We start from the raw sequence: 15,429 nt of genomic DNA on the forward strand, positions 1-15,429 counted from the left end.
GTGTCAGCGCCGACGTCGAACGTCCGGTCCGACACCCCCACCCCAACCCCTCCCCGCAAGGGGGAGGGGCTCTGGAGTAGTCGATGATCGAACGCATCACCTTCGACGGCCCCGTCATCCTCGGGGCGGGCCTCGCCGGCCTCAGCGCGGCGCTCGCGGCCAGGACGGCGCTGGTGCTGTCGCCAACGCCGCTGGCCACCGGCTGCTCCAGCGCCTGGGCGCAAGGGGGCCTGGCCGCCGCCCTGGCCGGCGACGACACGCCGTCGCTGCACGCCGCCGACACCATCGCCGCCGGCGCTGGCCTCTGCGACGGCGACGCCGTGGCGCTGCTGACCCGCGAAGGCCCCGCCGCCGTCCGCGCCCTGGCCGCGCTCGGCGCGCCGTTCGACCGCAAAGCCGACGGCGACTTCGTGCTCAGCCTGGAGGCCGCCCACTCCAAGGCCCGCGTCGCCCGCGTCGGCGGCGACGGAGCCGGGGCCGCGATCATGGCCGCCGTCATCGCGACGGTGCGCGCCACGCCGACCATCCAGATCCGCGAGAACGCCCGCGCCCGCCGCCTCCTCCAGGACGCCGCCGGCCGCGTGGTCGGAGTGCTCGCCGAAATCGACGGCGAGCTCGTGGAAGTCCGCGCCAAGGCCGTGATCCTGGCCACCGGCGGCGTCGGCGGCCTCTACGCCGTCACCACCACCCCGACCCAGGTGCGCGGCGAGGGCCTGGGCCTGGCCGCCCTGGCCGGCGCCGAGATCGCCGATCCCGAGTTCGTGCAGTTCCACCCCACGGCCATCGACATCGGCCGCGACCCCGCCCCCTTGGCCACAGAGGCCCTGCGCGGGGAAGGCTCGATCCTCAGGAACACCGATGGCCGCGCCTTCATGGCCGACTATCACCCGGCCAAGGAGCTGGCGCCCCGCGACGTGGTGGCCCGCGCCATCCACGCCGAGCGCGCCGCCGGTCGCGGCGCCTTCCTCGATGCCACGACGGCGGTCGGCGCCCACTTCCCGCACGAGTTCCCGGCCGTGTTCGAGGCCTGCCAGAGCGCCGGGATCGACCCGCGCCGCGAGATGATCCCGGTCACGCCGGCCGTGCACTACCACATGGGCGGCGTGGCCACCGACCTCGACGGCCGCGCCAGCCTGCCCGGCCTCTACGCCGCCGGCGAATGCGCCTCCACCGGGGTGCAGGGCGCCAACCGCCTGGCCTCCAACAGCCTGCTGGAAGCGGCCGTGTTCGGCGCCCGCGCCGGCCGCGCCGCGGCGGCCGAGGTCCCCAACGGGACTCAAGCCGGCGGCGAGGCGGTGTCGCTCGCGCCCCTGCCCGACCTGCCGGACGAAGCGTTCCAGGCCCTGCGCAAGGCCATGAGCCGCGACGCCGGCGTCATCCGCGACGCCGAGGGCCTGGCCCGCCTGCAAGCCGAGGTCGCCGCTCTGGAGACCGCTCACGGTCTCTGCCCGCCCCTGGTGGCCGCCCGCCTGATCGTCGACGCCGCCCTGGCCCGCCGGGAAAGCCGTGGCAGTCACTACCGCTCGGACTTCCCCGAAAAGGCCGATCCCGTCCGCACCTTCGTCACCCTAGACACCGTCCAGGCCGGTTTGCGCCACGCCGCGGAATAGTGGTACGGAAGGAGAACGGAGACGCGACCATGAGCACGCCGTTCGGTCCATCTGAAAGCGCATTCGACTATTCAGGCGATGGCCTCGCCGAGCAGGGCGTGACCGAGTTCCTGCTCACCGTCGACGACCTGGAGACCATGGTCCGGGCCGGCGTCTTTGATCGCGACGATGCGACCCGCGTGGAACTCGAAGACGGAAGGCTGGTGCGGATGTCGCCGGAATCAACGCCTCACGCCCGGACCGCCGCCCGCCTGAACAAGGCGCTCGACCGGGCCATCGAACGCCTCGGATTGGAGGCTCGCTACGAAGTGCTGAACGGCGGCACGGTTCGCGTTTCCAACATCTCCGCCTTCGATCCGGACGGCGCCGTCATCGCTCGTGACTGCGAGGGCTTCTTCCTGCGCCCCGACCAAGTCTTCCTGATCATCGAAGCCTCGCTCTCGACTCTCAAGCGTGACCTCGGCCTGAAGAGCCGGGCCTACGCCGCCGCCGGGATCGCCGAATACTGGGTGATCGACGTCAAACACGCCCAGCTTCACGTCTTCCGCCGCCCGTTCGACGGCGACTGGACCGAGCGCCAAATCCTGACCGCCGACGACAGCGTCTCGCCGCTGTTCGCCCCCGACGCCGACATTGCCCTGAAGAGCGTATTTTGACCGCCTTGCCCCGTATCGAGCCGCTGCCCGACCTTCTTGTCCGCCCCATCGTCGATCTGTCCCTGGCCGAGGATCTGGGCCGGGCCGGCGACATCACGGGCCTGGCCTGCATCGACGCCGACGCCCGGCTGTCGGTGGTCTTCACCAGCCGCCAGGACGGCCGCGTCTCGGGCCTGGCCTGCGCGCGCCTGGCCCTCTTCGCCCTGGATCCGACCGCGACCTTCGAGGTCGTCACGCCCGACGGCGCCGACGCCGCGCCCGGAACCGTTCTGGCCCGCGCCGAGGGCAACGCCCGCGCCGTGCTGGCCGCCGAGCGCACGGGGCTGAACCTGCTGGGCCGCCTGTCGGGCATCGCCACCCTGACCCGCGCCTATGTGCGCCTCGTCGAAGGCACGGGGGCGACCATCGTCGACACCCGCAAGACCACGCCGGGCCTTCGCGCCCTGGAGAAGTACGCCGTGCGTTGCGGCGGCGGGGTCAACCACCGCTTCGGCCTCGACGACGCCATCCTGATCAAGGACAACCACGTCGCCGCCTGCGGCGGGGTCGGCGAAGCCGTCCGCCACGCCCGCGCCTTCGCCGGCCACCTGGTGAAGGTCGAGGTCGAGGTCGACGGCCTGGACCAGCTGGAAGACGCCCTCAAGCACGGCCCCGACGTCGTCATGCTCGACAACTTCAGCCTCGACGACCTGAAGACCGCCGTGTCGCTGGCCAAGGGCCGCGCGGTGCTGGAGGCCTCGGGAAGGGTGAACCTGACCACCGTCCGCGCCATCGCCGAGACGGGCGTCGACGTCATCAGCGTCGGGGCGCTCACCCACTCGGCGCCGGTGCTGGATATCGGTCTGGACGCGGCTTAGGGGCGTCCCCCTTTTTAACTCCCGTCATTCCCGCCCTTGTGGCGGGAAACCCTGGTCCCGCTCGCACGAGAAGCGCCGGCGGACTGCTTAGCAGTCCGCCCCTTCCGCCCTTGCGGCTGACAAAGGGGTTCCCGCCACAAGGGCGGGAATGACGGGAGAATAGGGAGGAGCGCTCCTAGCGTCCCCTGCCCCGCACCCACGGCATGATCCGGTCCTGCACCGGCTGGTCGATGAAGGTGTGGAACACCCAGGCAGCCCCGATGGCCAGGGGGAAGCCGGCGATCCACATCAGCCATTGCCAGCCGATGCCGATCGGCACGGTGTCGATCAGCTTGTGCACGGCGCTCCAGTAGATCACGCCGACCAGAATGTGGGTGATGAACAGGGCGAAGGAGAGCTTGGCGCCCTCCTCGATCCAGGCCTTGGGATGCTTCACCGGAAGGCGGCCGGCGCCCAGGATGATGGCGGCCAGGCACACCAGGCTGGGCAGGTCGAAACGGCCGATCAGTTGCAGGATCACCAGCCCCGCGCAGCCCAGGGTCAGCAGGATCTTGGCGGCCTTTTCCGTGGGCCAGTTCAGTTCGACCGCCCGCGCCAGGCACAGGCCCAGCAGGAACAGCGGCAGGGCCCGCAGCACGCCGATGCGCAAGGGCAGGTCCGACAGGCCGATTGAGACTTCCGAAAAGCCGAAACCGTTGGTCTGGCGCGAGGCGACGTCGAAGGCGACCACCAAGGCGGCGGCCAGCACGATCGGCAACCACGGCCGGCGAGTCAGGTTGGCGGCGCGCCAGAACCACGGGAACAGGGCGTAGCAGACGATCAGCGCCGACAGCGACCAGCTGGGCAGGTTCCAGCCGTCGCTGTTGAAACCCCAGGCGTGCATCAGCATGGCCTGCAGCGGCAGCTGGTCCCAGGCGAAGCGCGAGGGCTTGTGGGCGTCGGTGCCGATGACGTTGAGAGCGAAGACCAAGCCGGCCATGGCGGCGAGCACCATCAGGTGGCCCGGCCAGACCCGCGCCGCGCGACGCAGCCAGAACTGGAAGTGGGTGATGCGGCCCGAGATCGCCGACGGCCCGTAGGCCCGTCCCAGCACGTAGCCCGACAGCATCAGGAAGAAGTCCGTGGCCAGATAGCCGCGCGCGAACACCGGGTGGAAGCGCTCGATGCGCAGCGGGCTTTCGGCGCCGAAGTGGTAGACCACGATCAGCAGGGCGGCGAGCAGGCGCAGCAGGTCCAGCGCGCCGCCGCGGGTGGCCGGGCGAGTGGAATGGCCGACGGGAGACGCGACGGGAGCGGCCGGGGGAACCAACTCCGAGGATGACGACGGGATGCTCACGCGGCAGGCCTTAACAAAGCCGAGCCCCGGGGGGAAGCGGCGGAAGGTCGCGCTGGACGTCCTTGACCCGCGATGGGCGAGCGCCCATCTGTAACCGCACAAGTATCTAATTGGACTTCGCCGCCATGACCCGCATGCCCGCCCTCTTCATCGGCCACGGCTCGCCGATGAACGCCATCGAGGACAACGCCTGGAGCCGCGCCTGGGCGCAGCTGGGCGCCGACCTCCCCCGCCCCAAGGCCGTGCTGATGGTCAGCGCCCACTGGGAGACCATGGGCGGCACGGCGCTGAGCGCTTCGGAAGCTCCGGAAACCATCCACGACTTCGGCGGCTTCCCCCAGGCGCTGTTCGACGTGCGGTATCGCGCGCCGGGCGATCCCGCCCTGGCCGCACGCGCCGCCGAGCTGCTGTCGCCCCAGCGCACCGTGCAGCACCCGACACGAGGCCTCGACCACGGCGCCTGGAGCGTGCTGCTGCCGATGTATCCGCACGCCGACGTGCCGGTGGTGCAGGTCAGCCTGGACCGCGGCCAGAGCGCCGCCTGGCACTACGAGGCCGGCCGACGCCTGGCGGCCCTACGCGACGAGGGCGTGCTGATCATCGGCAGCGGCGACATCGTCCACAATCTGCGGGCCGTGAACTTCCGCACCGGCCAGACCCCCGACTGGGCGCCGCGTTTCAACGAGACCGCCAAGGTCCTGATCGCCGCCGGCGACCACCAGCCGCTGATCGACTGGGAGGGCCTGGGCGAAGACGCTGCCCTGTCGATCAACAGCGCCGAGCACTACCTGCCGCTGCTCTACGTGCTGGGCGCGCAGGGCAAGGACGAGCCGGTGTCGTTCTTCACCGACGACGTCTTCGCGGCGATCTCGATGACGGGCGTGCAGGTGGGTTAGCGCCTCCCCCCTACTTTCTTCCCGTCATTCCCGCCCTTGTGGCGGGAAACCCTGGTTCCGTTCGCAGGTGAAGCGCCAGCGGCGTGCTCAGCACGCCGCCCCTCCTGCCCGTGCGGCTGACAGAGGGGTTCCCGCCACAAGGGCGGGAATGACGGGAGTTCAGGGGACGGCTTGCTCAAGCCGGAACCACCTCCCCCTTCAACCGCGCCGCCGCGGCCACGGCCGCCGCAACCCGCTCGTCCATGCCGTTGTCGTAGATGCGCCGCACCCTCGCGAGCACCTCCGGCGGAGCCAGCTCCGGCCGGCCTGACTGGAACGGCGGATCCGGCGCGTACTCCACGGCCAGCTGGATGGCCTGGGCCACGCCCGGGCCGGCGATCTCGGCCACCAGGGTCAGGGCGAAGTCGACGCCGGCCGTCACCCCGCCGCCGGTGACGAAGCGGCCGTCGCGGGCCACGCGGCTCTCGTCGGGGATCGCGCCGAACAGGGCCAGCTGGTCGCGCCAGGCCCAGTGGCAGGCCGCCCGCTTGCCCTCCAAGAGCCCGGCCGCCGCCAGCACCAACGAGCCGGTGCAGACGCTGGTGACGTAGCGCGCGCTCCAGGCCAACCGCTTGATCTGATCGAGGAACGCCGCGTCGCCCATCGCCTGGGTCGTTCCGAAACCGCCGGGAATGCAGAGAATGTCGCACGCCTCGATCTGGTCGAGCCGCGCCAGATGGGCGAAGATCAGGCCGTCAGCCTCGATCTCGCCGCCCTCCAGGCTGGCGACGGTGATCTGGGCGCCCGGCAGCCGCGCCAGGATCTGGTGCGGACCGGTGAAGTCGAGATGGGTCACGCCCGGGAACAGGGCGAAGACGATGCGGATCTGGTCGGTCATGGATAGCCCTCCGGGTTTGACGACCGAGGGTCTCCCGGATAGCGTTCGGCGGAAATGACGGAGATCCCTCGATTTCCGCCAGACAGGGTCACTCAATGCCTCGCGCCGTCGGCATGCTGGTCTATCCCGGCTTCCAGTTGCTGGACGCCGCCGGCCCGATCTCGGCCTTCGAGATCGCCGCTCGCTTCGATCCCGGCGCCTATGGCCTAACGGTGATCTCGCGCGACGGCGGCTGGACGGCCAGCAGTTCAGGCGCGGCCTTCGACACCGTGGCCTTCGACAAAGCCCCGCGCTTCGACACCCTGCTGGTCGCCGGCGGCGACGGGGTGAAGGCGCCGGCCACCTGCGAGACCACCCTGGCCTATGTGCGCGAGAGCGCCCGCACCGCCCGGCGCACGGCCAGCGTCTGTTCGGGAACCTACGTCCTGGCCGCCGCCGGCCTGCTGGACGGCAAGCGCGCCACAACCCACTGGAGCCGCACCAAGGACTTTCAGCGCCGCTATCCCGGCGTACGGCTGGAGGCCGACCGCATCTGGGTGCAGGACGGCGACATCTGGAGTTCGGCCGGCATCACCGCCGGCATCGATCTCGCCCTGGCCATGATCGGCGCCGACCTGGGCGAACCGATCGCCAAGCGCACGGCCCAGCAGCTGGTCGTCTATCACCGCCGCCCGGGCGGCCAGTCGCAGTTCTCGGCCCTGCTGGAGATGAAGGGCGGCCGGTTCGACCCGCTGCTGGCCTGGGCTCGCGAGAACCTGGCCCGTCCCCTGACCGTCGAGGAACTGGCCGAGCGCGCCGCCATGAGCCCGCGCAACTTCGCCCGCCTGTTCACCGCCGAGACCGGCGCCACGCCCGCCAAGGCCATCGAGCGCCTGCGCGCCGAGGCCGCCCGCGCCCTGCTCGACAGCGCCCCGCTGCAGGTCGAGGACATCGCCCTGGAATCCGGCTTCGGCGACTCCGAACGCATGCGCCGCGCCTTCATCCGCGTCTACGGCCAGGCGCCCCAGGCGCTGAGGCGCGCGGCGAAGGCGGGGTGAGCCCACCCACTCCGTAAAATCCCCGCGAAAGCGGGGACCCAGGGGTTTTATCGTCGAGCGCGGCGGGTTGCAGAAAAAGCCTGGGTCCCCGCTTTCGCGGGGATTTTACGGGAGAGGGTTCCTAGCCCCTCAACGCCTTCACCTCGGCCCGCAGTTCGTCCAGGCACGCGGTGTTGGCGCGCGCCATCTCCGACAGCTCGGCCACCCTCAACGCATCCAGCTTGTCGTGCAGCCGCATGATCTCCAGCTCGGCGCGCAGGTTGACGACATAGTCGTGCTCGGCCGCCTCGCGGTCCTTCGTGGCCTGCCGGTTCTGGCTCATCATGATGATCGGGGCCTGGATCGCCGCCAGGGTCGACAGCACCAGGTTGAGGAAAATGAAGGGATAGGGGTCGAAGGCCCTGTGGAACGGCATCAGGGCCAGGTTCAGGATCACCCAGGCCGCCAGGATCGCCGAGAAGCCGCCGATGAAACCCCAGGAGCCGCCGATCGCCGCCACCTTGTCGGCCAGCCGCTCCCAGTAAGTCCCCTCCTTCTCGCGCAGGCTCGGCGCGACGGCCGTCGGGGCCTCCGCCGCGATCAGGTCGATGACGCTGCGCTGGACTTCGGTGAGATCGCCATAGGACACGCCCAGCAGGGTGCGCGAGAGGTGGTCGAGTTTTTCCGCGCTCATCGATCCGTCCGGTCTGCCGATACCGCATCATCCGGCGCCCCGAGCGTCGCCGCAACGCGGTTGACACCGTCACGCTCATAGCGCGAGGCTCGCGTCCGTCGGCTGGTCGACAAACGACCCGCCATCATCGTGGGAGTTCCAGATGGCCCATAAGTTCGTGATCAAGAAGAACAAGGCCGGCGAGTTCGTCGCCTACTTCGTCTACAACAGCGAGAACATCTTCTGGACCGAGGGTTATTCCTCGAAGGCCGGCGCCAAGAACGCCATCGAGTCGATCAAGAAGAACGGCCCCGACGCGCCGACCGACGACCAGAGCGACGACTGATCCCCCTAAAACTCCAAGTCATCTTGACCCCTCCCCGTCGGTCGCTGTCTGATCGGCGATAATCAACAACGACGGGGAGACGGCCATGGCGGCGCGCAAGGCGATCTTCATCACCGGGGCGGCCAGCGGCATCGGCCTGGCCAGCGCCCGGCGCTTCGCCCGCGAAGGCTGGCTGGTGGGTCTTTCCGACATCGACGAGGCGGGCCTAGCCCGCGCCCAGGCCGAGATCGGCGTCGACGACGCCTCGGTCCATCCGCTGGACGTGCGCGACCGCGAGGCCTGGACCCCAGCGCTGCAGGCCTTCACGAACCGTTCGGGCGGACGGCTGGACGTGCTGTTCAACAACGCCGGCGTCGCCCGCTTCGGGGCCTTCGCCGAGATCGATCCCGAGGGCGACGACCTGATGCTGGCGGTCAACATCCGCGGCGTGGTCAACGGCGCGCGCGCCGGCCTGCCCTTCCTGAAGGCGACGCCCGGCGGCGGGCGGCTGATCAACATGGCCTCGTGCGCGGGGATCTATGGCGCGCCGGGCCTGGCGGTCTATTCGGCCACCAAGTTCGCGGTGCGGGGCCTGTCCGAAGCGCTGGACGCCGAGTTCGCGCCCCACGGCGTGGGCGTGGCCTGCGTGATGCCGTGGTTCGTCGAGACGCCGATCCTGCACAATTCCCAGCCCGGCAAGAACATCGACATGGGCGAGGAGCTTCGCAAGAGCGGCATGCCCGTCTACGGCGTCGACGAGGCCGCGCAGACGGTGTGGCAGGCGGCGCACGGCCGCGAGCTCTATTATCTGGTGGGAAAGCGGGCCAGGCAGATGCGGTTCATGGCCCGCCTGGCCCCCGGGTTCCTCAGGAACCGGCTCCGGTCGCAACCGCAGCCGGCCTGACGGCGTCCGACTTGTCGGCGCCGGTCTTGGTCGGGTGCATGGCCGGGGCCGAGGCCGGCTCGGGGCCGACCTTCTCCGGACCGCCCATGCCGCCCTCGACCGTCTTGGCGACGGCCAGCGCACTGGCGACGTAGATCACCGGCTTGCCGTCGGCGGTCGGGGCCTGCGGCAGGCTGGTCAGAACGGGCGCGTCGGGCAGGTCGTCCACGGTCGAGGGGCGCGGCTGGCCGGTGAAGGCCCCCGGCGCGCCGGCGCGACCGCCGAAGCGGTAGAAGACGTGCATGCCGACCTGGGCGACGCGCATCAGGCGCGGGCCCCAGTTGGGGGCGACGCCCGTGGTGTGGAAGTGGGTGGCCGAACCGACCTCGGACATCACCGTGCCGGCCAGGGCGCGCGAGGCGACCTTGCGGGCCCGATTCCAGGCGCTGCGCTCGTGGGGGGCGCGCATCGAACCGTCGCAGGCGAAGCTGAACTGGCAGCCGGTGCGGGCGTAGGCGCCCTGGAACACGACGCCGCAGATCGACTTGGGGAACGAAGGGTGGCGTACGCGGTTTAAGACTACTTGAGCCACCGCGGCCTGGCCGCTGGGCGTCTCGCCCCGGGCTTCGTAATAGACCGCCTGGGCCAGGCACTCGAGTTCGCGCGAGCTTTCGAGGGCGTTGGTCAGGTGGAACGGCGCGGCGGCCGGGCTGAACGCGCCGCCGAGGCTGGCGCGCAGCAGGAGCGGTTGGTCGTCGGACTTTTCGCCGCCGCTTTCGAGGCGGGCGGCGAGGAGCGAGGCTTGGCGATCGCGCTGGGCGTCGCCGGCGACGGTGTAGGGGTCATGGCGACGGGCGATGGCGAGCGCCCCGGCGTCCATGCGAGACGCGGCCTGATGCAGCGCCGCTTCGGAATAACTTCCCGCGGCGCCGTCGGCCAGGCGCGTAACGCGAGCGTGCTGAGAGGCGGTCTGGGCCATGCCCCCCGCAAGATAGACGCCGCCCAAGGCCAGACCCGTGACGGATCCGACCAAAACGGCGCCGATCAGCCCGCGCGCGTCAGCGCACGTCTGCGACTTGATAAACAAAACTTGCGTCCTGCGCGACGAGGGCGCTCCGGCCCCCCGACAAAAACACTTCCAAGACACCCGGAAAAAGCACTATCGGGCCGGTCTGGAAGCGAGGTTCGACCGTTCGCAATAAGGTCGAGATCCTGCTTATGCCTCGCCTTATGACCGAACTATGACCGAGTCGCAAGCGCATGCTGCACTGCGGCATTGATTTTGCCCGGCTTTTTGGCGATGCGCGCCATTAACACTTTGATTCACAGGAAAAACCTCGACGCGCGAGAAAACGCCGCAGCAGCGGGATTTTCGACGCGTCCGCTCCGCTCTGTCGGAACCCCGACCAAGCTCCGCCGTTAACGGTCACAGTGAATTCCTCCTCGGAGACCCGCCCATGACCCGCCTGCCCGCCGTCGCTCCGCGCCTGGCCGTTATCCTCGCCCTGGCCGCGCTGACGTCGGCCTGCGGCCACAACATGGAACAGCGCGCGGCCACCGGCGCCATCGCCGGCGCGGTCGTCGCCGGCCCGGTGGGCGCCGTCGTCGGGGCGGGCGCCGGCGCCGTGGTCGACACCGCCTCGAAGCCCGCGCCTAAGAAGCGGCGCTGATCTCCTTCTCCCCTTGCGGGAGAAGGTGGCGGCCGAAGGCCGACGGATGAGGGGTCGCACCCACGAAAAACGCCGCGACGGCTGATCGGCTGTCGCGGCGTTTCATGTTTAAGAGACCCCTCACCCGACCTCCTCCGGAAGGCCACCCTCTCCCGCAAGGGGAGAGGGATCAGGAAAGCGTCACGAACAGCTCGTTCTCGATCACCCACTGCCCGGCGATCTTGCGCCAGGTGGCCAGATACGTCCCGCTCTGGGTTGCGCCCTCGCCCTTCCAGGTTCCCACCCAACGCCCGCGCTCGGCCGCCCGCGCGCCGTCGGCGTCGAGTTCGATCAGCTCGCTGGTGCGCACATAGGAGACGAAGTCGCGGTCGGCGAACTGGCCGGCGAAGGCCTCGATGATCTGGTCGCGACCCAGCAGCAGCGAGCCGTCCCCGGCGATCAGCTTGGCGTCGGGCGTGAAGAACGGGACCAGCCGGCGCGCGTCCTTGCCCGCGATCAGGCGGTTGGTGAGCTTGCGGCGGGCGGCGACGGCGTCCTGCGGCGAGGTCATGAACTTGCGGGTCCCCTAGTGCTGCCCGGCGATATAGGCTGCGCCGTCGCTCCTCCGCAAACCCGGACCCCGATGCCGCCCCTCGACGATATGGCCCCCCGCGCTTCCGCCCTCCCAGTCCTGGTCACCGCGCGGCTGACCCTGAGCCCGCCGCAGTTGTCCGACTTCGACGACAGCGTCGCCATGTGGGCCGATCCGGAGGTCTATCGCTATGTCGGCGGCCGGGCCTCGACGCGCGAGGAAAGCTGGGCCCGGCTGCTGCGCGCCCGCGGCCTGTGGGCCCTGCTCGGCTACGGCTACTGGGCGGTGCGCGAGACCGCCACCGGCCGCTATGTCGGCGAGGTCGGCTTCGCCGACTTCCACCGCGACATCACCCCGTCCTTCGAAGGCTTGCCCGAGATGGGCTGGGTGCTGGCCAGCCGCATGCACGGCCAGGGCTTCGGGACCGAGGCCGTGAAGGCGGGCCTGGCCTGGGGCGAAACCCGCTGGGGCGCCGATCCCATCGTCTGCATCATCCACCCCGACAACGCCGCCTCCCTGGCCCTGGCGGCCAGGACCGGCTTCGTCGAACAGACCCGCACGACCTACAAGGAAAGCCCGACGGTCCTGCTGCGGCGGGGGTGATCAGCCCCCTCCCCGTAAAATCCCCGCGAAAGCGGGGACCCAGGTGTTTTATCGTCGAGCGCCTTGGGTTGCAGAAAAAGCCTAGGTCCCCGCTTTCGCGGGGATTTTACGGGTGGGAGAGGCTCAAGCCGCCTGCAGCTGCTGCTTCACCCGCTCGGCCAGGGTCTTGATGTCGATCGGCTTGGGCAGGAAGGTCACGCCCGTCTCGCCTTCCAGCAGGTCGCTGAACTCGGCCTCGGCATAGCCGGAGATGAACATCACCGGCGCGTTGCCCAGATAGCCGCGCGCCTTCTTGAGCAGGGTCGGGCCGTCGATGCCGGGCATGATCACGTCGCTGATCAGCAGGTCGATCTTGCCGGCGTTCTCCTCGGCGATGACCAGGGCCTCCTCGCCGTCGCTGGCCTCCAGCACCTCGTAGCCTCTGGCGCGAAGAAGCCGGGCGGCTACGCCGCGCACGGCGTCCTCGTCCTCGACGAACAGGATGCGGCCGGCGCCCGACAGGTCGCGGGCGGCGCGGGGCTTGGGCGGCTCGGCGGCCACCACGGCGGCAGCGGCGGCCTGGGCCGGGGTCGGCTCGTGCACGGGCAGGAAGATGCGGAAGGCCGCGCCCTCGCCCGGACGGCTGTGGACGTGGATCCAGCCGTCGCTCTGCTTGACGATGCCGTAGACGGTGGCCAGGCCCAGGCCCGTGCCCTCGCCCACCGGCTTGGTGGTGAAGAACGGGTCGAAGATCTTGCCCATCACCTCGGGCGGAATGCCGGGACCGTCGTCGCTGACCTCGATGAAGGCCTGGTCGCCCTCGGCGCCGGGGAAGCCCAGGCTCTTGGCCTCGTCCTCGTTGAGACGCGCGGTGCGGATGCGCACGACGCCGCCGCCCTTGGCCGCGCGCACGGCGTCGCGGGCGTTGACGGCCAGGTTCATGACCGCCGTCTCGAGCTGGCTCTTGTCGGCCCGCACCTGCGGCAGGTCGCGGCCGTAGTCGGTGATCAGCTTGACGTCTTCGCGCAGCAGGCGGCGCAGCAGGACCTCGAACTCCGAGATCAGCTCGCCCAGCTCCAGCACCTCGCGCTGGACGGTCTGCTTGCGCGAGAAGGCCAGCAGCTTGCGCACCAGGTCGGCGGCGCGCACGCCAGTCTGACGGATCTCGTTGAGGCCCTCGTAGGACGGATCGCCCACCGGGTGGCGGTGCAGCAGCTCGTCCAGGCGCAGCTGGATGGCGGTCAGCAGGTTGTTGAAGTCGTGGGCGACGCCCCCGGCCAACTGGCCGATGGCCTGCATCTTCTGGGCCTGGGCCAGCTGCAGCTCGATCTGCTTCTGCTCCGACACGTCGATCAGATAGGCCACCAGACGGCCTTCGGCGCGGTAGAGATAGAGGTGGGCGATGCGCGAGGGATCGCGTGCCAGCCGCACCTCGAACGGGCCGGCCTTGCCCTCGGCCAGGCGGGTTTCGGCCTCGGTGCGCGACGGCGGGTCGATCAGTTCGCCCAGGGTCATGCCCGCGCGCACCGCGCCGGTCATGGCCGACAGCGCCGGATTGGCCTCGAGCACCGGCGAATTGAACGGATCCAGCCCCTCCAGCAGGGCCGCGCCGAACGGCGAGGCGCCGGAGAAGGCGTCCAGAGCGCGCGGCGGCGGAGCGGCTTGAGCGATCGGAACGGCGACGGGCGGCAGCGGGGCGGCCACGGGCTCGGCCGCGGCGGGCAGGCGCACCAGCAGACGGCCGCCGGCCACGCGGGCGGCCACGGCCGCGCGCTCCTGGCCGGCCAGCACCACCAGGGCCTCGGCGGTCTCTCCCTTGCGGGCGCGGGTCAGGGCCGAGAACAGGGCGGCGTCCTTGGGCAGGCGGCGGGCCTCGCCCATGGTGTCGCGCCAAGCCTGGTTGGCCACAAGGATGCGGCCGTCGGCGACGGTCAGGGCCGCCGGCTCGCCCAGGGCCTCGATGAAGCTGTCGGCCACGTCCAGGCCGTTGTCGTGCGCGGCCGAGGCGCGGATCGCCACCAGGCCCAGGATCGCCACGCCGGCGACGCCCGCCAGCAGCAGCAGGCCGGCCAGGGTGGCGGGTCCGGCGCTCAGGGCCGGGGCCGTGGCGAAGCCGGCGGCCAGGACGAAGAAGATCGCCGCGCCCCAGATCAGGGGATCGGCGCGGCGGCGGGCCGCCGTCATGTCTTTCGCGGGCGTCTCGGCCATGCCGACCGAAATCCTTCTGCAACTTGGCGGGGCGGGAGGAGCCCCGACGATTCGTCCGGTAAGGATACTCCTTACGCGGCGCAAGAGCGCGTTCAGAAAGCAGGTCTCTGATTCTACGGCGGAAATGTGATGTCCCGATGATCCCGGACAAGGACGCCCAAGGGATCAGGCGGGCCGTCAGTCGGCCCAGGCGCGCCGCTTGGCCTTCTTGTTGCTCATCACGAAGCCGATGACCTTGGCGACGGCTTCGAAGTGCTCGGCCGGGATCTGCTGGTCGATCTCGACGGCGGCGTAGAGGGCGCGGGCCAGGGGCGGATCCTCCAGCACGTGCACGCCGGACTCCTCGGCCAGGGCGCGGATCTTCAGGGCCAGCTCGTCGACGCCCTTGGCCACGCAGATCGGAGCCGGGGTCTCGCCCTGCTCGTACTTCAGCGCCACGGCGTAGTGGGTCGGGTTCATGACGACGACGGTCGCCTTGGGCACGGCCTGCATCATCCGCTGGCGCGAGCGCTGCATCTGGATCTGCCGGCGCTTGGCCTTGATGTGCGGGTCGCCGTCCGACTGCTTGTGCTCTTCCTTCACCTCGTGAAGGGTCATGCGCATGCGCTTGTTGAAGCGCATCCGCTGCCAGAACCAGTCGAAGCCGGCGGTGACCAGCAGGAAGATCAGCACCGACCAGAACAGCTTCTTGCAGAGGTCGATGGCCAGCGGGAGCATGGCCGCCGGGTCCATGCCGACCAGGCCGATCACCTCCTTGGCGTCGGGCTTGAGTACGAACCAGGCGATGATGCCGGTGACGATGAACTTCAGGGCCGACTTGGCGAACTGCATCAGGCCGTCCGGCCCGAAGATGCGGCCCAGGCCCTTCATCGGGTTCAGCTTGGCGAAGTCCGGCTTCATCTTCTCGGCCGAGAACAGGAAACCCGACTGGGCGATGTTGGCCGCAGCCCCCATGAAGCCCGAAACCAGCATCACCAGGATCAGCGGCGGCAGGGCCGCCATCACCACCTTCTTGGCGATCAGGTTGGCCCCGCCCTCGACGTCCATCTGGCCGGCGTGGGCGATGAACGGCACCAGGGCCGACACCAGGTCGCGCGCCAGCCAGCCGCCGGCGATGACCACGACGCCGAACGCGCCGGCCAGCGAGGCCAGCTGCGAGAAGTCGGGACTTTTGGGAACGTCGCCTTTCTTCCGGGCGTCCGAAAGTTTCTTCTGTGTCGGTTCTTCTGTTTTCGAGGCGTCGTCTGTGTCGTCGGCCACGGCGCCCTC

16 protein-coding genes are annotated in these 15,429 nt (G+C 70.2%); 9 read left to right on the forward strand and 7 right to left on the reverse strand.

Annotated features, from left to right (window positions below):
* Window positions 1–83 precede the first annotated feature (83 nt).
* From AC07NS_RS14890 to nadC, 3 genes are read left to right on the forward strand one after another with little or no spacing between them, the layout of a single operon-like run.
* Complete coding sequence (locus AC07NS_RS14890) at window positions 84–1,610, forward strand: L-aspartate oxidase (RefSeq protein ID WP_494604426.1); 1,527 nt, start codon at window positions 84–86, stop codon at window positions 1,608–1,610.
* 29 nt (window positions 1,611–1,639) lie between these two features.
* Window positions 1,640–2,266 (forward strand): Uma2 family endonuclease, encoded by a 627-nt coding sequence (locus AC07NS_RS14895; RefSeq protein ID WP_494604428.1) that lies wholly within the window; start codon window positions 1,640–1,642, stop codon window positions 2,264–2,266.
* A gap of 14 nt (window positions 2,267–2,280) precedes the next feature.
* Window positions 2,281–3,123, forward strand: a complete 843-nt coding sequence (nadC, locus tag AC07NS_RS14900) for a carboxylating nicotinate-nucleotide diphosphorylase (protein ID WP_494604944.1) — start codon at window positions 2,281–2,283, stop codon at window positions 3,121–3,123.
* 175 nt (window positions 3,124–3,298) lie between these two features.
* Here nadC and AC07NS_RS14905 read toward each other — a convergent pair whose 3' ends face one another.
* Window positions 3,299–4,459, reverse strand: a complete 1,161-nt coding sequence (locus AC07NS_RS14905; protein ID WP_494604429.1) for an acyltransferase family protein — start codon at window positions 4,457–4,459, stop codon at window positions 3,299–3,301.
* A gap of 125 nt (window positions 4,460–4,584) precedes the next feature.
* Here AC07NS_RS14905 and ygiD point away from each other — a divergent pair, with 125 nt between their 5' ends.
* Window positions 4,585–5,355, forward strand: coding sequence for a 4,5-DOPA-extradiol-dioxygenase (gene ygiD / locus AC07NS_RS14910; RefSeq protein WP_494604431.1), 771 nt, complete (start codon window positions 4,585–4,587; stop codon window positions 5,353–5,355).
* Window positions 5,356–5,530: 175 nt separating this feature from the next.
* On the opposite strand, the gene AC07NS_RS14915 is transcribed toward ygiD, so the two are convergent.
* Window positions 5,531–6,232: a DJ-1/PfpI family protein gene (locus tag AC07NS_RS14915; protein WP_494604433.1), complete on the reverse strand. Its 702-nt coding sequence runs from the start codon at window positions 6,230–6,232 to the stop codon at window positions 5,531–5,533.
* A 95-nt stretch (window positions 6,233–6,327) separates the two neighbouring features.
* Between AC07NS_RS14915 and AC07NS_RS14920 the strand changes: the two genes are divergently transcribed.
* A complete protein-coding gene (locus AC07NS_RS14920) occupies window positions 6,328–7,269 on the forward strand; it encodes a GlxA family transcriptional regulator (protein ID WP_494604434.1) in 942 nt (313 codons plus the stop codon).
* A gap of 121 nt (window positions 7,270–7,390) precedes the next feature.
* On the opposite strand, the gene AC07NS_RS14925 is transcribed toward AC07NS_RS14920, so the two are convergent.
* Window positions 7,391–7,942, reverse strand: a complete 552-nt coding sequence (locus AC07NS_RS14925; RefSeq protein ID WP_494604435.1) for a DUF1003 domain-containing protein — start codon at window positions 7,940–7,942, stop codon at window positions 7,391–7,393.
* Window positions 7,943–8,084: 142 nt separating this feature from the next.
* Between AC07NS_RS14925 and AC07NS_RS14930 the strand changes: the two genes are divergently transcribed.
* Entirely contained in the window at window positions 8,085–8,267 is a 183-nt protein-coding gene (locus tag AC07NS_RS14930) for a YegP family protein (protein WP_494604437.1), read from the forward strand.
* Between the two features lie 85 nt (window positions 8,268–8,352).
* Entirely contained in the window at window positions 8,353–9,150 is a 798-nt protein-coding gene (locus tag AC07NS_RS14935) for an SDR family oxidoreductase (protein WP_494604438.1), read from the forward strand.
* On the opposite strand, the gene AC07NS_RS14940 is transcribed toward AC07NS_RS14935, so the two are convergent.
* Complete coding sequence (locus AC07NS_RS14940; RefSeq protein WP_494604440.1) at window positions 9,113–10,108, reverse strand: cell wall hydrolase; 996 nt, start codon at window positions 10,106–10,108, stop codon at window positions 9,113–9,115. The two genes, AC07NS_RS14935 and AC07NS_RS14940, sit on opposite strands and share 38 nt — an antisense overlap.
* A 478-nt stretch (window positions 10,109–10,586) precedes the next feature.
* Here AC07NS_RS14940 and AC07NS_RS14945 point away from each other — a divergent pair, with 478 nt between their 5' ends.
* The gene (locus AC07NS_RS14945; protein WP_494604441.1) at window positions 10,587–10,799 is read left to right on the forward strand and encodes a hypothetical protein; all 213 of its coding nucleotides are present in this window, start codon (window positions 10,587–10,589) and stop codon (window positions 10,797–10,799) included.
* Between the two features lie 169 nt (window positions 10,800–10,968).
* Here the strand turns inward: AC07NS_RS14945 and AC07NS_RS14950 are convergent, their stop codons facing one another.
* Window positions 10,969–11,349, reverse strand: coding sequence for a YybH family protein (locus AC07NS_RS14950; protein WP_494604442.1), 381 nt, complete (start codon window positions 11,347–11,349; stop codon window positions 10,969–10,971).
* A 72-nt stretch (window positions 11,350–11,421) separates the two neighbouring features.
* Between AC07NS_RS14950 and AC07NS_RS14955 the strand changes: the two genes are divergently transcribed.
* Entirely contained in the window at window positions 11,422–11,973 is a 552-nt protein-coding gene (locus AC07NS_RS14955; RefSeq protein ID WP_494604444.1) for a GNAT family N-acetyltransferase, read from the forward strand.
* 123 nt (window positions 11,974–12,096) lie between these two features.
* On the opposite strand, the gene cckA is transcribed toward AC07NS_RS14955, so the two are convergent.
* Together cckA and flhB are read right to left on the reverse strand one after the other, a co-directional pair.
* Complete coding sequence (gene cckA, locus AC07NS_RS14960; protein ID WP_494604446.1) at window positions 12,097–14,160, reverse strand: cell cycle histidine kinase CckA; 2,064 nt, start codon at window positions 14,158–14,160, stop codon at window positions 12,097–12,099.
* Between the two features lie 177 nt (window positions 14,161–14,337).
* Window positions 14,338–15,420 carry a flagellar biosynthesis protein FlhB gene (gene flhB, locus AC07NS_RS14965; RefSeq protein WP_494604448.1) on the reverse strand — a complete coding sequence of 361 codons (1,083 nt, stop codon included), beginning with the start codon at window positions 15,418–15,420 and terminating at the stop codon, window positions 14,338–14,340.
* Between the last annotated feature and the right edge of the window lie 9 nt (window positions 15,421–15,429).

The organism is Caulobacter sp. GW821-FHT10A10, from assembly GCF_059415745.1.

What these genes read in the sequence shown, in the direction of transcription:
- AC07NS_RS14890 (WP_494604426.1), top strand. Translation starts at nt 84, where the DNA reads ATGATCGAACGCATCACCTTCGACGGCCCCGTCATCCTCGGGGCGGGC.
- AC07NS_RS14895 (WP_494604428.1), top strand. Translation starts at nt 1,640, where the DNA reads ATGAGCACGCCGTTCGGTCCATCTGAAAGCGCATTCGACTATTCAGGC.
- ygiD (WP_494604431.1), top strand. Translation starts at nt 4,585, where the DNA reads ATGACCCGCATGCCCGCCCTCTTCATCGGCCACGGCTCGCCGATGAAC.
- AC07NS_RS14915 (WP_494604433.1), bottom strand. Translation starts at nt 6,232, where the DNA reads ATGACCGACCAGATCCGCATCGTCTTCGCCCTGTTCCCGGGCGTGACC.
- AC07NS_RS14920 (WP_494604434.1), top strand. Translation starts at nt 6,328, where the DNA reads ATGCCTCGCGCCGTCGGCATGCTGGTCTATCCCGGCTTCCAGTTGCTG.
- AC07NS_RS14925 (WP_494604435.1), bottom strand. Translation starts at nt 7,942, where the DNA reads ATGAGCGCGGAAAAACTCGACCACCTCTCGCGCACCCTGCTGGGCGTG.
- AC07NS_RS14930 (WP_494604437.1), top strand. Translation starts at nt 8,085, where the DNA reads ATGGCCCATAAGTTCGTGATCAAGAAGAACAAGGCCGGCGAGTTCGTC.
- AC07NS_RS14935 (WP_494604438.1), top strand. Translation starts at nt 8,353, where the DNA reads ATGGCGGCGCGCAAGGCGATCTTCATCACCGGGGCGGCCAGCGGCATC.
- AC07NS_RS14940 (WP_494604440.1), bottom strand. Translation starts at nt 10,108, where the DNA reads ATGGCCCAGACCGCCTCTCAGCACGCTCGCGTTACGCGCCTGGCCGAC.
- AC07NS_RS14945 (WP_494604441.1), top strand. Translation starts at nt 10,587, where the DNA reads ATGACCCGCCTGCCCGCCGTCGCTCCGCGCCTGGCCGTTATCCTCGCC.
- AC07NS_RS14950 (WP_494604442.1), bottom strand. Translation starts at nt 11,349, where the DNA reads ATGACCTCGCCGCAGGACGCCGTCGCCGCCCGCCGCAAGCTCACCAAC.
- AC07NS_RS14955 (WP_494604444.1), top strand. Translation starts at nt 11,422, where the DNA reads ATGCCGCCCCTCGACGATATGGCCCCCCGCGCTTCCGCCCTCCCAGTC.
- cckA (WP_494604446.1), bottom strand. Translation starts at nt 14,160, where the DNA reads ATGGCCGAGACGCCCGCGAAAGACATGACGGCGGCCCGCCGCCGCGCC.